Below are 14,381 nucleotides of genomic sequence, written 5' to 3' on the forward strand. Positions count from 1 at the left end.
CGGCTGGGGGTTCCCGGCCCGGCGCCTTGCCTCCAGGAGGCCGGGTCAGACGGCCCTGGTGCCGCCGCGCCACACCTCGTCGACCAGCGGCACGCCCGGCCGGTAGGCCAGGTGGACATGGCTGGGCGCGTCCAGGAACGCCAGGTCGGCGCGGGCGCCCGGGGCGAGACGGCCGATGTCCTCGCGGCGCAGGGCCGCGGCGCCGCCCGCGGTGGCCGACCAGACCGCCTCGTCGGGGGTCATGCCCATGTCCCGTACGGCGAGCGCGATGCAGAACGGCACGGACGAGGTGTACGACGAGCCCGGGTTGCAGTCGGTGGACAGGGCGACCGTGACCCCGGCGTCGAGCAGGCGCCGGGCGTCGGGCCACTGCGCGCGGGTGGAGAACTCGGCGCCGGGCAGCAGAGTCGCGACCGTACGGCTGTTGGCCAGGGCGTCCACGTCCGCGTCGGTGAGGTGGGTGCAGTGGTCGGCGCTGGCCGCGTCGAGCTCGACGGCGAGCTGCACGCCGGGGCCGTGGGAGAGCTGGTTGGCGTGCACACGCGGGTGCAGGCCGCGGGCCTTGCCGGCGGTGAGGATCGCGCGGGCCTGGTCGCCGTCGAAGGCGCCCTTCTCGCAGAACACGTCGATCCAGCGCGCGTGCGGGGCGCAGGCGTCCAGCATCTCGCCGGTGACCAGGGCGACATAGCCGGCCGGGTCGTCGGCGTAGTCCGGGGAGACGATGTGGGCGCCGAGGTAGGTGACCTCGTCGGTGTGCGCGGCGGCGATGCGCAGGGCGCGGGCCTCGTCCTCGACGGTGAGACCGTAGCCGGACTTGGTCTCGAAGGTGGTCGTGCCCTGGCGCAGTGCCTCGGCGAGGTGCCGGGTGAGGCCCGCCTCCAGCTCGGCGTCGGTCGCGGCGCGGGTGGCGGCGACGGTGGTGCGGATGCCGCCCGCGCTGTACGGCCGCCCGGACATACGGGCGTTGAACTCCTCGGTGCGGTCGCCCGCGAACACCAGGTGCGAGTGGGAGTCGACGAAGCCGGGGATCACGGCCCGCCCGCCCGCGTCGACCCGATTGTCAGTGGCGGGTGCTTTGCTTGATTCACCGGCCCAGGCGACGCGGTCGCCGTCGACGACCAGGGCCGCGTCGCGGATCAGGCCGAGCGGGGAGTTGTCACCGAGGGAGGGGTCGTTGGTGACCAGCGTGGCGATGTTGGTGATGACAGTGCTGCTCATCGTCGTGTCCTCGTGGGCAGGTGCGTGGGCGGGGGCGTGTGCTTCGGGTGCGGTGATCAGTCGCGCAGCGCCGCGACGGCCGCGGCCAGCGCCTGCGGCACATCGGGCACGAGCGTGTGCGCCCCGTCCCGGACGACGTGCCGTCCGCCCACGACCGTGTGCCGTACGTCGGCCGCGGTCGCCGCGAATACGGCCGTCTCGGCGCCGAGCCTGGGCAGCGGTCCCGCTGTCCTGACCGTGTCGAGCGCGAGGGTGGTGAGGTCGGCGAGCGCGCCCTGCTCGATGCGTCCGGCCTCGTCCCAGCCGAGGGCGGCGTGACCGTCCTCGGTGGCGGCGCGCAGCAGGGCGGCGGCCGTCCAGTGGCCCCGGGTGCGGGTGCGCAGCCGCTCGTTGAGCTCCATCGCGCGTGCCTCTTCGAGCAGGTCGATGACGGCGTGGCTGTCGGAGCCGAGGGAGAGCGGGGAGCCCTGCCGCTGGAGGGCGACGGCGGGGCCGATGCCGTCGGCGAGGTCGCGTTCGGTGGTCGGGCACATGCAGGTTCCGGTGCCGGTGCCGCCGAGCAGGGCGATGTCCTCGTCGGTGAGGTGCGTGTTGTGGACGCCGGTGGTGCGCGGCCCGAGCACCCCGTGTTCGGCGAGGAGCTGGGTGGGGGTGCAGCCGTGCGCGTCCTGGCAGGCGTCGTTCTCGGCGGTCTGCTCGGACAGGTGCACATGCAGCGGGGCCCGGCGCTCCTGTGCCCAGCGCGCCACGGTCGCCAACTGCCCTGCGGGCACGGCCCGTACGGAGTGGACGGCCGCCCCGATCCGTGCGTGATCGCGTTCCTTGAGAAGTGAAGAGCGTTCGGCCCAGGCCTCGGCGCTGCCGTCGGAGAAGCGCCGCTGATGGCTGTTCGGCGCCTCGCCGAAGCCGGCGGAGAGGTAGCAGGTGTCGAGGAGGGTGATCCGGATGCCCGCCTCGGCCGCGGCCGCGATCAGCGCCTCGCCCATGGCGTTGGGATCGGCGTAGGGGGTGCCGCCGGGGGCGTGGTGGACGTAGTGGAACTCGCCGACGGAGGTGATGCCGGCCAGGGCCATCTCGGCGTACACCGCGCGGGCGAGGTCGCGGTAGCTGTCCGGGGTGAGCCGGTCGGCCACGGAGTACATGACCTCGCGCCAGGTCCAGAAGGTCCCGGAGCCGACCTGGACGGTGCCGCGCAGGGCCCGGTGGAAAGCGTGCGAGTGGGCGTTCGCCAGGCCCGGCAGGGTCAGGCCCCGCAGGATCTCCGCGCCGGGCGGCGGGGCTTCGGCGCCGGTGCGGACGGCGGCGATCCTGCCGCCCGCGACCTCGACGACGACGCCGGGCTCCACATGGGTGCCCAGCCAGGCGTGCTCCAACCAGTAGGTCCCCTTGGTCACCGGCAGGCCAGTCCTTCCAGTACGTCTGCGAGGGCGGTCACCCCGGCCAGGCAGTCGGCCTCGGCCGCGTGCTCGGCCGGGGAGTGCGAGACGCCCGTGGGGTTGCGCACGAACAGCATGGCGGTCGGGACGCGCCCGGAGAGGATTCCGGCGTCGTGTCCCGCGCCCGTGCCCAGGACGGGGACGGTCAGGCCGGTGTCCTGGCCGAGGATGCGGCCCAGTTCGTCGCGCAGGGCGTGGTCGAACTCGACGACGGGGGTGAAGGACTCCCGGACCACGGCGAGGTCGACGCCGTGCCGGTCGGCGTACTCCCGGGCGGCGTTCCGGATGCCGTCCACCACGGTGTCGAGGCTCTCCTGGTCGGCGGCCCGGCTGTCCAGCCAGCCTCGCACCAGGGAGGGGACGGCGTTGACGCCGTTGGGCTCGACGGAGATCTTGCCGAAGGTGGCGACGGCTCCGGCGAGTTCGGCCTCGCGGCGGGCGGCGAGCACGGTCTCGGCGTACGACAGCATCGGGTCCCGGCGGTCCGCCAGCCGGGTGGTGCCGGCATGGTTGGCCTCGCCCCGGAAGTCGAACCGCCAGCGTCCGTGCGGCCAGATGGCGCTGGCGATGCCGACGGCGTCCCCGCTGAGGTCAAGCGCCCGGCCCTGTTCCACGTGCAGTTCGACGAACGCGCCGATGCGGGCGAGCCGTTCGGGATCGGGTCCGATGGCGTCGGGGTCGTAGCCCGCGGCCTCCATGGCCCGGGGAAGGGTGATCCCGTCCCCGTCGGTGAGCCGGTGGGCCTGCTCCGGGGTCAGCTCTCCCGCGGTGAGCCGGGACCCGACGCAGGCCAGGCCGAAGCGGGCACCCTCCTCGTCCCCGAAGTTGGTGATGGCGAGGGGTCTGGTGAACTCCGCTCCCCGGCCGCGCAGTTCGTCGAGCGCGGCGAAGGAGGAGACCACGCCGAGGGGGCCGTCGAAGGCCCCGCCGTCCGGTACGGAGTCCAGGTGCGAGCCCGTGACGACGGCGTCCCCGGCCGTGGGGTCGCCGAGCCAGGCCCACTGGTTGCCGTTGCGGTCGACCTCGTAGGCCAGCCCCCGGGCGCGGGCCTGCTCCTCGAACCAGGCCCGGCAGTCGGCGTCGGCACCGGTCCAGGCGTGGCGCCGGTAACCGCCGGATTCGGCGTGGCGGCCGATGGGGTGCAGGTCGGCCCACATGTCGTGGAAGGAGCCTGCACCCGGCACAGGCTGTGGGCAGTCGTTCCGCAGGGCGGTGGGGGTCCCCCCGGTCGAGCGAACTCGGGACTGGGGGCGGGTGGGCACAGCCGAACCCGCGGACGGCGACGAGACATCCGCCCCCACCGGAGAGTTGCCGTGCCCGCCTTCGTGGACCGTCACGCCTGGTCACCCTCACGCATCGGCACGCGCACGCCCTTGTCGTCGGCGACGGACTCGGCGATGTCGTAGCCCGCGTCCACGTGCCGGATGACACCCATGCCGGGGTCGTTGGTGAGCACGCGGCGGATCTTCTCGCCGGCCAGCTTCGTGCCGTCGGCCACGGACACCTGCCCGGCGTGGATGGACCGGCCCATGCCGACGCCGCCGCCGTGGTGGAGGGACACCCAGGAGGCACCCGAGGCGACGTTGACCATGGCGTTCAGCAGCGGCCAGTCGGCGATCGCGTCGGAGCCGTCGAGCATGGCCTCGGTCTCGCGGTAGGGGGAGGCGACGGAGCCGCAGTCGAGGTGGTCGCGGCCGATGGCCAGCGGGGCGGCCAGCTCGCCGGAGGCGACCATGTCGTTGAAGCGCTCGCCGGCCTTGTCGCGCTCGCCGTAGCCGAGCCAGCAGATGCGGGCGGGCAGGCCCTGGAAGTGGACGCGCTCGCCGGCCATCTTGATCCAGCGGTGCAGGGACTCGTTCTCGGGGAAGAGCTCCAGGATCGCCTTGTCGGTCTTGGCGATGTCGGAGGCCTCGCCGGACAGGGCGGCCCAGCGGAAGGGGCCCTTGCCCTCGCAGAACAGGGGGCGGATGTAGGCGGGGACGAAGCCGGGGAAAGCGAAGGCGCGGTCGTAGCCGGCCAGCTGGGCCTCGCCGCGGATGGAGTTGCCGTAGTCGAAGACCTCGGCGCCCGCGTCCATGAAGCCGACCATGGACTCGACGTGCCTGGCCATGGACTCGCGGGCCCGCTGGGTGAAGCCGGCCGGGTCCTTCGCCACGGCGTCGGCCATGTCCTCGAAGGCGACGCCGATCGGCAGATAGGCCAGCGGGTCGTGGGCCGAGGTCTGGTCGGTGACGATGTCGATCGGGGCGCCCTCGGCGAGCATCTGCGGGAGCAGCTCGGCGGCGTTGCCCAGGAGGCCGATGGACAGCGGCCTGCGCTGGTCGCGGGCCTCGGTGGCGAGCTGGAGCGCGTGGGCGAGGCTGTCCGCCTTCACGTCCAGGTAGCGGTGCTCGATGCGGCGCTCGATGGCGCGCGGGTCGACGTCGATGCAGATGGCGACGCCGTCGTTCATGGTGACGGCGAGGGGCTGGGCGCCGCCCATGCCGCCGAGGCCGGCGGTGAGGGTGATGGTCCCGGCGAGGGTGCCGCCGAACTTCTTCGCGGCGACGGCGGCGAAGGTCTCGTAGGTGCCCTGGAGGATGCCCTGGGTGCCGATGTAGATCCACGAGCCGGCGGTCATCTGGCCGTACATGGTCAGGCCGAGGGCCTCGAGGCGGCGGAACTCCTCCCAGTTGGCCCAGTCGCCGACGAGGTTGGAGTTGGCGATGAGGACGCGCGGGGCCCACTCGTGGGTCTGCATGACGCCGACCGGGCGGCCGGACTGGACCAGCATGGTCTCGTCCTGCTTGAGGGTGCGCAGGGTGCGGACCATGGCGTCGAAGGAGCGCCAGTCGCGGGCGGCCTTGCCGGTACCGCCGTAGACGACGAGCTTGTCGGGGTGCTCGGCGACCTCGGGGTCCAGGTTGTTCTGGAGCATGCGCAGGGCGGCCTCCTGCTGCCATCCCAGGGCGCTCAGTTCCGTGCCGCGCGGTGCTCGGACGGGGCGGGGTCCTGACATGGTCTGCCTCCTTGGGCTTGCTCCCAGCGGAATGTTTCTGCCGATATTCACATCCTGAACCTCTGAATAGAACTAGTCAATACGCCTGGCCGACGGCATCGCCGTCCCACGGATGTTTGGCTGGATGCATGGACCCCGACCGCGCGGGGGCGGAGATGCGGGGCGACGGAGACAGCGACGGCACGTGGGCGAGGTGACCATGGGCGATGACACGGGCCGTGAGCGGCCCTCGGGCCCCGGCGCGGACGCCGCCCCGGACGTGCGGCGGGCGGGCAGGCGGGACCGGGCCGTGCGGGCCGCCGTGGAGCAGGGGCTGCTCGGGCCCGGCGCACCCCTGGTGGCGCTGCTGGACGTGGCCGGGATCAGGGAGTCCGTAGCCGGGTTGCGCGCGGCGTTCGACGCGGTGGTCGCGCCGGGGACGCCCGTGCTGCACGCCTTCGCGGTGAAGGCCACACCGCTGGTGCCGGTGCTGCGGCTGCTGCACGCCGAGGGCGTCGGCGCGGAGGTGGCGAGCCCCGGCGAGCTGGCGCTGGCCCGCGCGGCCGGCGTCCCGCCCCGGCGGATGGTGCTGGACTCCCCCGCCAAGACCCCGGCCGAGCTGCGCGAGGCGCTCGCGCTGGGCATCGCGGTCAACGCCGACAACCCGCAGGAGCTGGACCGCGTGGACGCCCTGCTGCGGTCCGAGCCCAGCCGCTCCCCGCTCGGCATCCGGGTCAACCCGCAGGTCGGCGCGGGGGCGATCGAGGCGCTGTCGACGGCGACGGCCACCTCGAAGTTCGGTGTGGCGCTGCGCGACGAGGGCGCCCGCGACTGGCTGGTCCGCGCCTGCCGGGACCGGCCCTGGCTGACCCGGCTGCACACGCACACCGGCTCGCAGGGCGTCCCGCTGCCCCTGATGGCGCGGGGTGTGGCGGAGACGTACGCCCTGGCGGAGGAGATCAACCGGACGCTGGGCCGGCGCCAGATCGACACCGTCGACATCGGCGGCGGCCTCCCCGTGAACTTCGCCTCCGACGTGACGACGCCGACCTTCGCCCAGTACGCCCGGCTGCTGCGCGAGACGGTGCCCGGACTGTTCGACGGGCGCTACGGGCTGGTCACCGAGTTCGGGCGTTCCCTGCTCGCCGAGCACGGCACGATCCTGGCCCGCGTGGAGTACACCAAGTCCGCGGGCGGGCGCCCCGTCGCCGTGACGCACGCGGGCGTGCAGGTGGCGACCCGCACGGTCTACGCGCCCGGTTCCTGGCCGCTGCGCATCGCCGCCTACGACGCCGAGGGCCGCCCGAAGCAGGGCCCTCCGCTGGTCCAGGACGTGGCGGGACCGGCCTGTTTCGCGGGCGACCTGCTGGCCACCGGCCATGCCCTGCCCCGGTTGGAACAGGGCGACTTCGCCGCCGCCCTGGACACGGGCGCGTACTACTTCGCCCACCACTACGGCTACAACTCCCTGGCCCGGCCCGCCGTCCACGGCTTCGCGCGGGGCGAATCGGGCTCGGTGGTCTTCGCGACCGTACGCGAGGCGCAGACGCTCGCGGAGATCGTGGCGGAGTCGGGAGGGGCGCACGCGGACGCGCTCACCACGGGGTTCACATCGGAACGCCGTTGAACGCGCCCATGCGCACGGTGTTCAACGGGTATGAACACATGCCCAGTTGACCCACCCTAGTGCCCCCGCCGCATGTTCCACCGGAAAATGCCGGATCCCTCCGCGGCGGCGCACACGGTGCGTAGCCTCTCCCTCACTCAGCCGGACCGGGGTGGGAGGGGAACCGGGGTGCCCGGAATCGACGAATGTCTGCTGGAGGCCATGCGCCTGCCCGGCGCCAAGGGAGCCTCGCTGGTCGACTGGACGAGCGGGCTGGCCCTCGGCACGGTCGGGGAGTTTCCCGGCGGTGACCACGAGGCGGCGGCCGCCGAGGCGGCCGAGGTCGCCCGGCTGGCCGCCGAGCAGAGGGCGTTCGCGCCCGAGACCGAGCAGGGCGGCGAGGACACGGCCGGCCCTCCGGTGGAGGACCTGATCATCAGCAACCGCGACAGCTACCACCTGCTGCGGTTCCTGCGGACCTCCTTCGACAGCAGCGTGTTCCTGCACGTCTGGCTCGGCCGCGCGGACGGGAACCTCGCGCTGGCCCGGATCAGGCTGGGCGAGATGGCCGGACGGCTGGAGCTGGGATGACGGTGAAGGAAGCGGCCCGGCCGGCCCCCCTGCCGGTGCGAGAGGGATCGGCCCGGCGGCAGGCCGGCGGACTGTCGCCGATGCTGACCCGGCTGGCGGAGGAGCGGGCCACCGGAACCCTGGAGCGGGAGCACGGCTGTCTGCACCTCGCCGACGGTCAGGTCGTGCACGCCGAGAGTCCGTACGCCCCCGGCCTCGGGGTGCTGCTCCCGGCCCACGGCACGCTGGAGGCCGAGGTCTGGCTCGAGGCGGTCGAACGGGCCGACGAGCAGCACGGCGCCGCCGGGCTGCTGCTCGACGCCGGGTGGCTGGGCCGGGGCGCGCTGGAGGTGTGCCACACCGGCAGCCTGTTCGACGCCGGGTACTTCGCGCTCTGCCCGAGCCGTTCCCCGGGCCGCTTCCGCTACGGCACCGGGCACTGGCTCGGGACCGTACGGCCGGTGTCCGTGGCGGCACTGGAACGCGAGACGCTGCGCCGCCGCTCGCTGCTGGAGAGCCTGTGGCCCGATCCCCGGGCCGACAGCGCTCCCCTGCTGCGCACAGACGCGGCCGTGCCCAGGGCCGGGGCCACCACACGGCAGCGCGCGGTGCTGGCCCTGGTCGACGGGGTGCGCACCGCCCCGCAGATAGCCCACGCGCTGGGGCGGCACACCTTCCACACCCTGGTGGACGTACGCCGGCTCGCCGCGGTCGGTCTGATCACGGCGGGCGTCCCGCCACCCCCGCCCGACCCCCGGCAGGCCCTGACCCTGCCCCCTACGGACGACCCCGACATCACCCTGCTGAAAAGGCTCAGGGATGCGCTGGAGGCCCTTTGAGCGGCAGCGACCGCTCGGCGAGAGGAGAGACCTGATGGCGGCCGAGGCCGAAATACTCGACGAGCTGCGGCGGCTGCGCGCCCGGATGCCGCAACTGACCGGCGCGCTCGCGGCGAGTGTGGACGGACTCGTCCTCGCCCACGACACACCCGGCGTGGAGCCGGAGGGCGTGGCCGCGCTGACGGCCGCCGCCCTGGGCGTCGCCGTACGCACCGCCGACGCCACCGGCCGGGGCGACCTGCGCGAGCTGCTCGTACGCGGCCGCTACGGCTACATCGCCACCTACGCGGCGGGCGACACCGCCGTACTGACCCTGCTCGCCCCGGACGGGGTGAGCGTGGGCCGGCTGCATCTTGAGGGCCGCCGGTCGGGCGCGCACATCGGCGACCTCGTGGCCGCCGCCATGGCCGCACCACCCGCCCGGCCCGCCTCGCGGACCACCACCAGGTCCACCGCGCGGCTCCCGACCCGGGCCACGCCGGCCCGCACCACGACCACCACCGACACCGCACACATAACGGACCGTTGAGAGGAACCACGTCATGGCCAACACCGAGACCGCGCTGAAGGAATGCCTCGCCTCCATCGAGGGCGCGACGGGCGTAGCGCTCGTCGACTACACCAGCGGAATGGCGCTCGGCACCATGGGCGGCAACAAGAGCTTCGACCTGAACGTCGCCGCCGCCGGCAACACCGATGTGATCCGCGCCAAGATGCGCACGATGGAACACCTGGGCCTCAAGGCCGAGATCGAGGACATCCTGATCACACTGACCGACCAGTACCACCTGATCCGGCTGCTCAGCGGCCGCGCCGGCAACGGCCTGTTCCTCTACCTCGTGCTGGACGGCAAGCGTGCCAACCTGGCGATGGCCCGCCACCAGCTGCGCAGGATCGAGGAGACCCTGGAGGTCTGACCCGGCCCCGCACGGCCGGTCCACCCGCACCCATGGCACATCGCCGCCAGCGGGTTCCACGAAGAAGTCGCGGAACCCCCCACCCCGGCGGGTGCGGGTGGTTCCGCGGCCACACACCACCCCCCTAGGCACGCGAGAAACCGCACACCACCGCCCCAGGGGCGCGGGGAACTGCGCCACCAGCCACAACCGGCCCGCAGCCGGCCGACACGCACAGACCCCCACAACCTCCCCCGAGGGGCGCGGGGAACTGCGCGACCAGCCACAGACGGCCGGCAGCCGCCCGACGCACAAAGCCCGCCCGCCCGGGAAGGCACACCCTCAGTCCACGAACAGCCCCTGCGCAGCAGCCTTCGCATCGAACTCCTCAAGCCGCGCCTGCGCCTCCGGCAGATCGTCACACATCGCCTCCAACAGCATCCGCCCCAACAACATCGGCGCACACGCCGTGTCGAAGGCCAGCCCCGTACCCACCGCGGCCGGCAGCAGCAGATCGGACACCTTGGCGACGGGCGCGAACGCCGAGTCGGCGACGCTCACCACGGTCAGCCCGGCCCCACGGGCATAGGCGAGGGTGTCGACGACCTCCCGCGGATGACGCGGCAGCGCGAAGCACAGCAGCGCGCTCGCCCCGGCCCGCACGGCCCCGTCGATCCGGTCGTGGATCATCGTGCCGCCCTCGTCGAGGAGCCGTACGTCGGGATGCACCTTGGCGGCGAAGTAGGCGAAGCCGTAGGCCTGCGCGGCGGCGGCGCGCAGCCCGAGCACGGGCAGCGGGCGGGACGCGGCGAGCACCCGCCCCGCCCGGGCGACCGGCTCCGGGTCGGCGAGCGCCTCGGCGAGATGGCGCAGGTTCTCGATCTCGGCCTCGACGGCCTGCTGGTACCCGTTGGCGACGGCCGTGTCCGTGGGCGGCTCGGCCGGGGCCACCTCGCGCAGGTGGCGCCGCAGCGCCGGGTAGCCGTCGAAGCCGAGGGCGACGGCGAAGCGGGTGACGGAGGGCTGGCTGACCCCGGCCAGCTCGGCCAGCTCCACGCTGGACAGGAACGGCACGTCGGCGGCACGCCGCACCATGCTGTGCGCGATGCGCCGCTGGGTGGGCGTGAGCCGGTGCCCCTCGAAGAGCGACTGCAGGCGGGCCGCAGGGCTGTCGGTCACGCTCATGACGTGCTCCCCCTCCAGAGTCCGGACTATTCAGCTGCCAAGAACTCTGCATGCTCCTATGCAGCCGGGCAAGTGCCGTCTCACCCCGGGACCCCGCACACCCGTGCCGTCCCACCCCTGCCCCACCCCCGGCCCGCCGGAGGGGCAACCCGGGGGCTAGCCCCACTGCGCGGAACCTTGCCGGTTCCTACCGTGGAGGCATGAGCGGAACGCACGAGCGGGACACCGACCTGAAGAAGGAACTCGACGCGACCCTGCACGCGCGCAGGGAGCTGGGCGAGGAGTACGACTCCGCACTGGTCGAGTCGTTCCTGGAGAAGGTCGACCAGCGGATCGACGGCGCGGTGGAACGCCGGGTGCGGCGCCAGCTCGCCGAGCAGCAGATGGCCTCGGCGAGGAACCGCCAGACGTCCGGGGACACCGACTCCTGGGGAGAGCGGTACGGCTTCGGCATCGTCTCGCTGGTCCTGGCGGTCCCGCTGTCCGCGATCGGCGGCGGCATCGCCAACCTGTCGGGCCTGCTGATCGCCTGGACGGGCATCGTCGGCGTGAACGTGGTCCAGGCGGTACGCGTGAACCCGGGCCTCTTCCAACGCCGCCGCAAGTCCGACGACAAAGACCACTGGGAAGACTGACACCAAGTCAAAAAGAAAAGCGCCCACAACCCGCAACCATCAATTGAGCAACCCCGACGGCGAGCAACCAGATCCGCGAAAGCGGCGCCGGTTCAGGCGCAAAGGGGGTTGCGCGGGGACCGCCGCACCCCCGTTGCCGGGGGGCGGGACGACGGCGGTCCCCGCGAGGGACGCGGGCCGGGTCAGGGCCAGGCGTACGCGTCCATGGCGTCGGTGGAGGTCCGGGAGCCGCTCCGGAGGTCCTTGACGCCGTTCGGCGTCGGCCCGGGCGGGGAGCCGCTCCCGCCCTGCCGACACCCACTAATGTGCCGGACGCGTGTTAAGCGGGTGCTGCGCGGACGTGACACGCTCGTACCACTTCCGCGAAGCCGTGCCCACGGCAGGACACCGCAAGTTCGCCGTGGACACGGGCGGTTCACCGGAGGTTCGCCGTCACTTGCCCGTCTGGGCCAGGAAGGCGAGCAGGTCCTGCCGGCTGACCACTCCGGTCGGCTTGCCCTCGACGAGGACGATGGCCGCGTCGGCCTTGCCGAGCACCGCCATCAGGTCGCCGACCGGCTCGCCGGAGCCGACCTGCGGCAGCGGCGAGGACATGTGCTGCTCCAGCGCGTCGTCGAGGGAGGCGCGCTTGTTGAACAGGGCGTCCAGCAGCTCGCGTTCGACGACGGAGCCGACGACCTCGGCGGCCATCACGTCGGGGTGGCCGGCGCCGGGCTTGACGACGGGCATCTGGGAGACGCCGTACTCGCGCAGCACCTCGATGGCCTGGCCGACCGTTTCGTCGGGGTGCATGTGGACGAGGGACGGCATGTGGCCGTGCTCCTTGTCGTTCAGCACGTCGGCGACGCGGGCGCTCGGGCCCTCGTCCTCCAGGAAGCCGTAGTCGGCCATCCACTCGTCGTTGAAGATCTTGCTGAGGTAGCCGCGGCCGCTGTCGGGGAGCAGTACGACGACCACGTCGTCCTCGGTGAGCCGCTCGGCGACCTCCAGCGCGGCCACCACGGCCATGCCGCAGGAGCCGCCCACCAGCAGGCCCTCCTCCTTGGCGAGGCGGCGGGTCATCTGGAAGGAGTCCTTGTCGGACACCGGGACGATCTCGTCGGCGACCGTGCGGTCGTAGGCGGTCGGCCAGAAGTCCTCGCCGACGCCCTCGACGAGGTAGGGGCGGCCGGAGCCGCCGGAGTAGACCGAGCCCTCCGGGTCGGCGCCGATGACCTTGACCTTGCCGTCGCTGACGTCCTTCAGATAGCGGCCGGTGCCGGAGATGGTGCCGCCGGTGCCGACGCCCGCCACGAAGTGGGTGATCTTCCCCTCCGTCTGCTCCCACAGCTCGGGGCCGGTGGAGTGGTAGTGGGAGAGCGGGTTGTTGGGGTTGGAGTACTGGTCGGGCTTCCACGCGCCGGGCGTCTCACGCACGAGACGGTCGGAGACGTTGTAGTAGGAGTCCGGGTGCTCCGGGTCCACGGCGGTCGGGCACACGACCACCTCCGCCCCGTAGGCGCGCAGCACGTTGATCTTGTCGGTGCTCACCTTGTCGGGGCACACGAAGATGCACTTGTAGCCCTTCTGCTGGGCCACGATGGCGAGCCCGACCCCGGTGTTGCCGCTGGTCGGCTCGACGATGGTGCCGCCGGGCTTGAGCGCGCCGCTCTCCTCCGCGGCCTCGATCATGCGCAGGGCGATGCGGTCCTTCACGGATCCGCCGGGGTTGAAGTACTCCACCTTGGCAAGGACGGTCGCCTTGATGCCCTTGGTCACGCTGTTGAGCCTCACCAGCGGGGTGTTGCCGACGAGGCTGATCATCGAGTCGTGGAATTGCACCGTTGTCTCCGGATGCTGCAAAAAGTTGTGGTCGTGGATATTCCGCCAGCCTACGGCCCCGAGGGGTCGTTCACTCGCAGTTGAGATTGACCGACGGTCCGTACGGGGCAAGGAGTGGTTGTACGGGTACGAGGAGGTGGCGGCAACGCATGACCAGGATGTCGAGGGCGAGGGTGGCCCGGCGCATCGCGGCCGGCGCGGCCTACGGCGGTGGCGGGGCGGGGCTGGCGGGCGTGGCCGTGGTGGGGCTGCTGCTGGCGGAGATGCGGCTGGCGAAACGGCATGTGGGCAACGGCGTGAGTCCTCAGGTGCCGAAGGCGCAGGGCGTGTACGGCGCCTCGTACACGGTGCCCGGTGAGCCGCCGCTGCGGCTGACCATGCTGGGCGACTCGACGGCCGCGGGCCAGGGCGTGCGCCGCGGCGGGCAGACGCCGGGCGCGCTGCTGGCGTCCGGGCTCGCCGCGGTCGCCGAACGGCCGGTGCAGCTGCGCAACGTCGCGCTGCCCGGCGCCTGCTCCGACGACCTGGAACGGCAGGTGGCGCTCGCGCTGGCCGACCAGGACCGGGTCCCGGACGTCTGCGTGATCATGATCGGCGCGAACGACGTCACCCACCGCATGCCGCCCACCCGCTCGGTGCGCTGTCTGTCCACGGCGGTACGGCGGCTGCGCACGGCCGGCGCGGAGGTGGTGGTCGGCACCTGCCCCGACCTGGGCTCGGTGGAGCCGGTGCAGCAGCCGCTGCGCTGGCTGGCGAAACGCGCCTCGCGGCAGCTCGCGGCCGCCCAGACGATCGGCGTGGTCGAGCAGGGCGGCCGTACGGTGTCGCTCGGTGATCTGCTGGGCCCGGAGTTCGCGGCCAACCCGCGCGAGCTGTTCGGCCCCGACAACTACCACCCGTCCGCCGAGGGGTACGCCACCGCCGCGATGGCGGTGCTGCCGACCGTCTGCGCGGCGCTCGCCCTGTGGCCGACCGAGGACGAGCGCCCGGACCTGTCCCGCAACGAGGGCTTCCTGCCGGTGGCCCGCGCCGCGGCCGAGGCGGCGTCGGAGGCGGGCACGGAGGTCGCCGCGGCGATGCCGACCGGCCCGCGCGGCCCCTGGGCCCTCCTCAAGCGCCGCCGCAGGCGCCGCGTCCAGGAACCGGAACCCTCCCCGGCACAGACCCCGGCCCACCCGACATAACGCCCCACACACAG

At 73.1% G+C, this 14,381-nt stretch carries 13 protein-coding genes; 7 read left to right on the top strand and 6 right to left on the bottom strand.

What is annotated here, in order from left to right:
* Positions 1-45 precede the first annotated feature (45 nt).
* The 4 genes from hutI to hutU all read right to left on the bottom strand — a co-directional run bounded on the left by hutI (position 46) and on the right by hutU (position 5,652).
* A complete protein-coding gene (gene hutI / locus ACZ6SQ_RS22800) occupies positions 46-1,218 on the bottom strand; it encodes an imidazolonepropionase (protein ID WP_469564929.1) in 1,173 nt (390 codons plus the stop codon).
* Positions 1,219-1,274: 56 nt separating this feature from the next.
* Positions 1,275-2,612: a formimidoylglutamate deiminase gene (locus tag ACZ6SQ_RS22805; protein WP_469564931.1), complete on the bottom strand. Its 1,338-nt coding sequence runs from the start codon at positions 2,610-2,612 to the stop codon at positions 1,275-1,277.
* Positions 2,609-3,811, bottom strand: coding sequence for an allantoate amidohydrolase (locus ACZ6SQ_RS22810; protein WP_469565161.1), 1,203 nt, complete (start codon positions 3,809-3,811; stop codon positions 2,609-2,611). Before ACZ6SQ_RS22810 ends, ACZ6SQ_RS22805 begins: the two co-directional genes overlap by 4 nt.
* A 176-nt stretch (positions 3,812-3,987) precedes the next feature.
* Positions 3,988-5,652, bottom strand: coding sequence for a urocanate hydratase (gene hutU, locus ACZ6SQ_RS22815; RefSeq protein ID WP_469564934.1), 1,665 nt, complete (start codon positions 5,650-5,652; stop codon positions 3,988-3,990).
* A gap of 199 nt (positions 5,653-5,851) precedes the next feature.
* Between hutU and ACZ6SQ_RS22820 the strand changes: the two genes are divergently transcribed.
* The 5 genes from ACZ6SQ_RS22820 (at position 5,852) to ACZ6SQ_RS22840 (ending at position 9,563) form a co-directional block, all read left to right on the top strand.
* Positions 5,852-7,258 (top strand): type III PLP-dependent enzyme domain-containing protein, encoded by a 1,407-nt coding sequence (locus ACZ6SQ_RS22820; protein ID WP_469564936.1) that lies wholly within the window; start codon positions 5,852-5,854, stop codon positions 7,256-7,258.
* A gap of 168 nt (positions 7,259-7,426) precedes the next feature.
* Positions 7,427-7,828 carry a hypothetical protein gene (locus ACZ6SQ_RS22825; protein ID WP_386379101.1) on the top strand — a complete coding sequence of 134 codons (402 nt, stop codon included), beginning with the start codon at positions 7,427-7,429 and terminating at the stop codon, positions 7,826-7,828.
* Positions 7,825-8,646, top strand: coding sequence for a transcriptional regulator (locus ACZ6SQ_RS22830; protein WP_469564938.1), 822 nt, complete (start codon positions 7,825-7,827; stop codon positions 8,644-8,646). Before ACZ6SQ_RS22825 ends, ACZ6SQ_RS22830 begins: the two co-directional genes overlap by 4 nt.
* A 34-nt stretch (positions 8,647-8,680) precedes the next feature.
* Entirely contained in the window at positions 8,681-9,175 is a 495-nt protein-coding gene (locus ACZ6SQ_RS22835) for a roadblock/LC7 domain-containing protein (RefSeq protein ID WP_469564940.1), read from the top strand.
* Between the two features lie 13 nt (positions 9,176-9,188).
* Complete coding sequence (locus ACZ6SQ_RS22840) at positions 9,189-9,563, top strand: roadblock/LC7 domain-containing protein (RefSeq protein WP_386379097.1); 375 nt, start codon at positions 9,189-9,191, stop codon at positions 9,561-9,563.
* Between the two features lie 321 nt (positions 9,564-9,884).
* On the opposite strand, the gene ACZ6SQ_RS22845 is transcribed toward ACZ6SQ_RS22840, so the two are convergent.
* Positions 9,885-10,727: a MurR/RpiR family transcriptional regulator gene (locus ACZ6SQ_RS22845; RefSeq protein ID WP_386379096.1), complete on the bottom strand. Its 843-nt coding sequence runs from the start codon at positions 10,725-10,727 to the stop codon at positions 9,885-9,887.
* 200 nt (positions 10,728-10,927) lie between these two features.
* Here ACZ6SQ_RS22845 and ACZ6SQ_RS22850 point away from each other — a divergent pair, with 200 nt between their 5' ends.
* Complete coding sequence (locus tag ACZ6SQ_RS22850) at positions 10,928-11,362, top strand: hypothetical protein (protein ID WP_469564943.1); 435 nt, start codon at positions 10,928-10,930, stop codon at positions 11,360-11,362.
* Positions 11,363-11,794: 432 nt separating this feature from the next.
* On the opposite strand, the gene ACZ6SQ_RS22855 is transcribed toward ACZ6SQ_RS22850, so the two are convergent.
* Complete coding sequence (locus ACZ6SQ_RS22855) at positions 11,795-13,183, bottom strand: cystathionine beta-synthase (RefSeq protein WP_386379094.1); 1,389 nt, start codon at positions 13,181-13,183, stop codon at positions 11,795-11,797.
* Positions 13,184-13,332: 149 nt separating this feature from the next.
* Between ACZ6SQ_RS22855 and ACZ6SQ_RS22860 the strand changes: the two genes are divergently transcribed.
* Positions 13,333-14,367, top strand: coding sequence for an SGNH/GDSL hydrolase family protein (locus ACZ6SQ_RS22860; protein ID WP_469564945.1), 1,035 nt, complete (start codon positions 13,333-13,335; stop codon positions 14,365-14,367).
* Positions 14,368-14,381: the final 14 nt, after the last annotated feature.

It is taken from the genome of Streptomyces sp. NPDC048600 (genome assembly GCF_055587025.1).

What these genes read in the sequence shown, in the direction of transcription:
- hutI (WP_469564929.1), bottom strand. Translation starts at nt 1,218, where the DNA reads ATGAGCAGCACTGTCATCACCAACATCGCCACGCTGGTCACCAACGAC.
- ACZ6SQ_RS22810 (WP_469565161.1), bottom strand. Translation starts at nt 3,811, where the DNA reads ATGTGGGCCGACCTGCACCCCATCGGCCGCCACGCCGAATCCGGCGGT.
- hutU (WP_469564934.1), bottom strand. Translation starts at nt 5,652, where the DNA reads ATGTCAGGACCCCGCCCCGTCCGAGCACCGCGCGGCACGGAACTGAGC.
- ACZ6SQ_RS22820 (WP_469564936.1), top strand. Translation starts at nt 5,852, where the DNA reads ATGGGCGATGACACGGGCCGTGAGCGGCCCTCGGGCCCCGGCGCGGAC.
- ACZ6SQ_RS22830 (WP_469564938.1), top strand. Translation starts at nt 7,825, where the DNA reads ATGACGGTGAAGGAAGCGGCCCGGCCGGCCCCCCTGCCGGTGCGAGAG.
- ACZ6SQ_RS22835 (WP_469564940.1), top strand. Translation starts at nt 8,681, where the DNA reads ATGGCGGCCGAGGCCGAAATACTCGACGAGCTGCGGCGGCTGCGCGCC.
- ACZ6SQ_RS22840 (WP_386379097.1), top strand. Translation starts at nt 9,189, where the DNA reads ATGGCCAACACCGAGACCGCGCTGAAGGAATGCCTCGCCTCCATCGAG.
- ACZ6SQ_RS22845 (WP_386379096.1), bottom strand. Translation starts at nt 10,727, where the DNA reads ATGAGCGTGACCGACAGCCCTGCGGCCCGCCTGCAGTCGCTCTTCGAG.
- ACZ6SQ_RS22850 (WP_469564943.1), top strand. Translation starts at nt 10,928, where the DNA reads ATGAGCGGAACGCACGAGCGGGACACCGACCTGAAGAAGGAACTCGAC.
- ACZ6SQ_RS22860 (WP_469564945.1), top strand. Translation starts at nt 13,333, where the DNA reads ATGACCAGGATGTCGAGGGCGAGGGTGGCCCGGCGCATCGCGGCCGGC.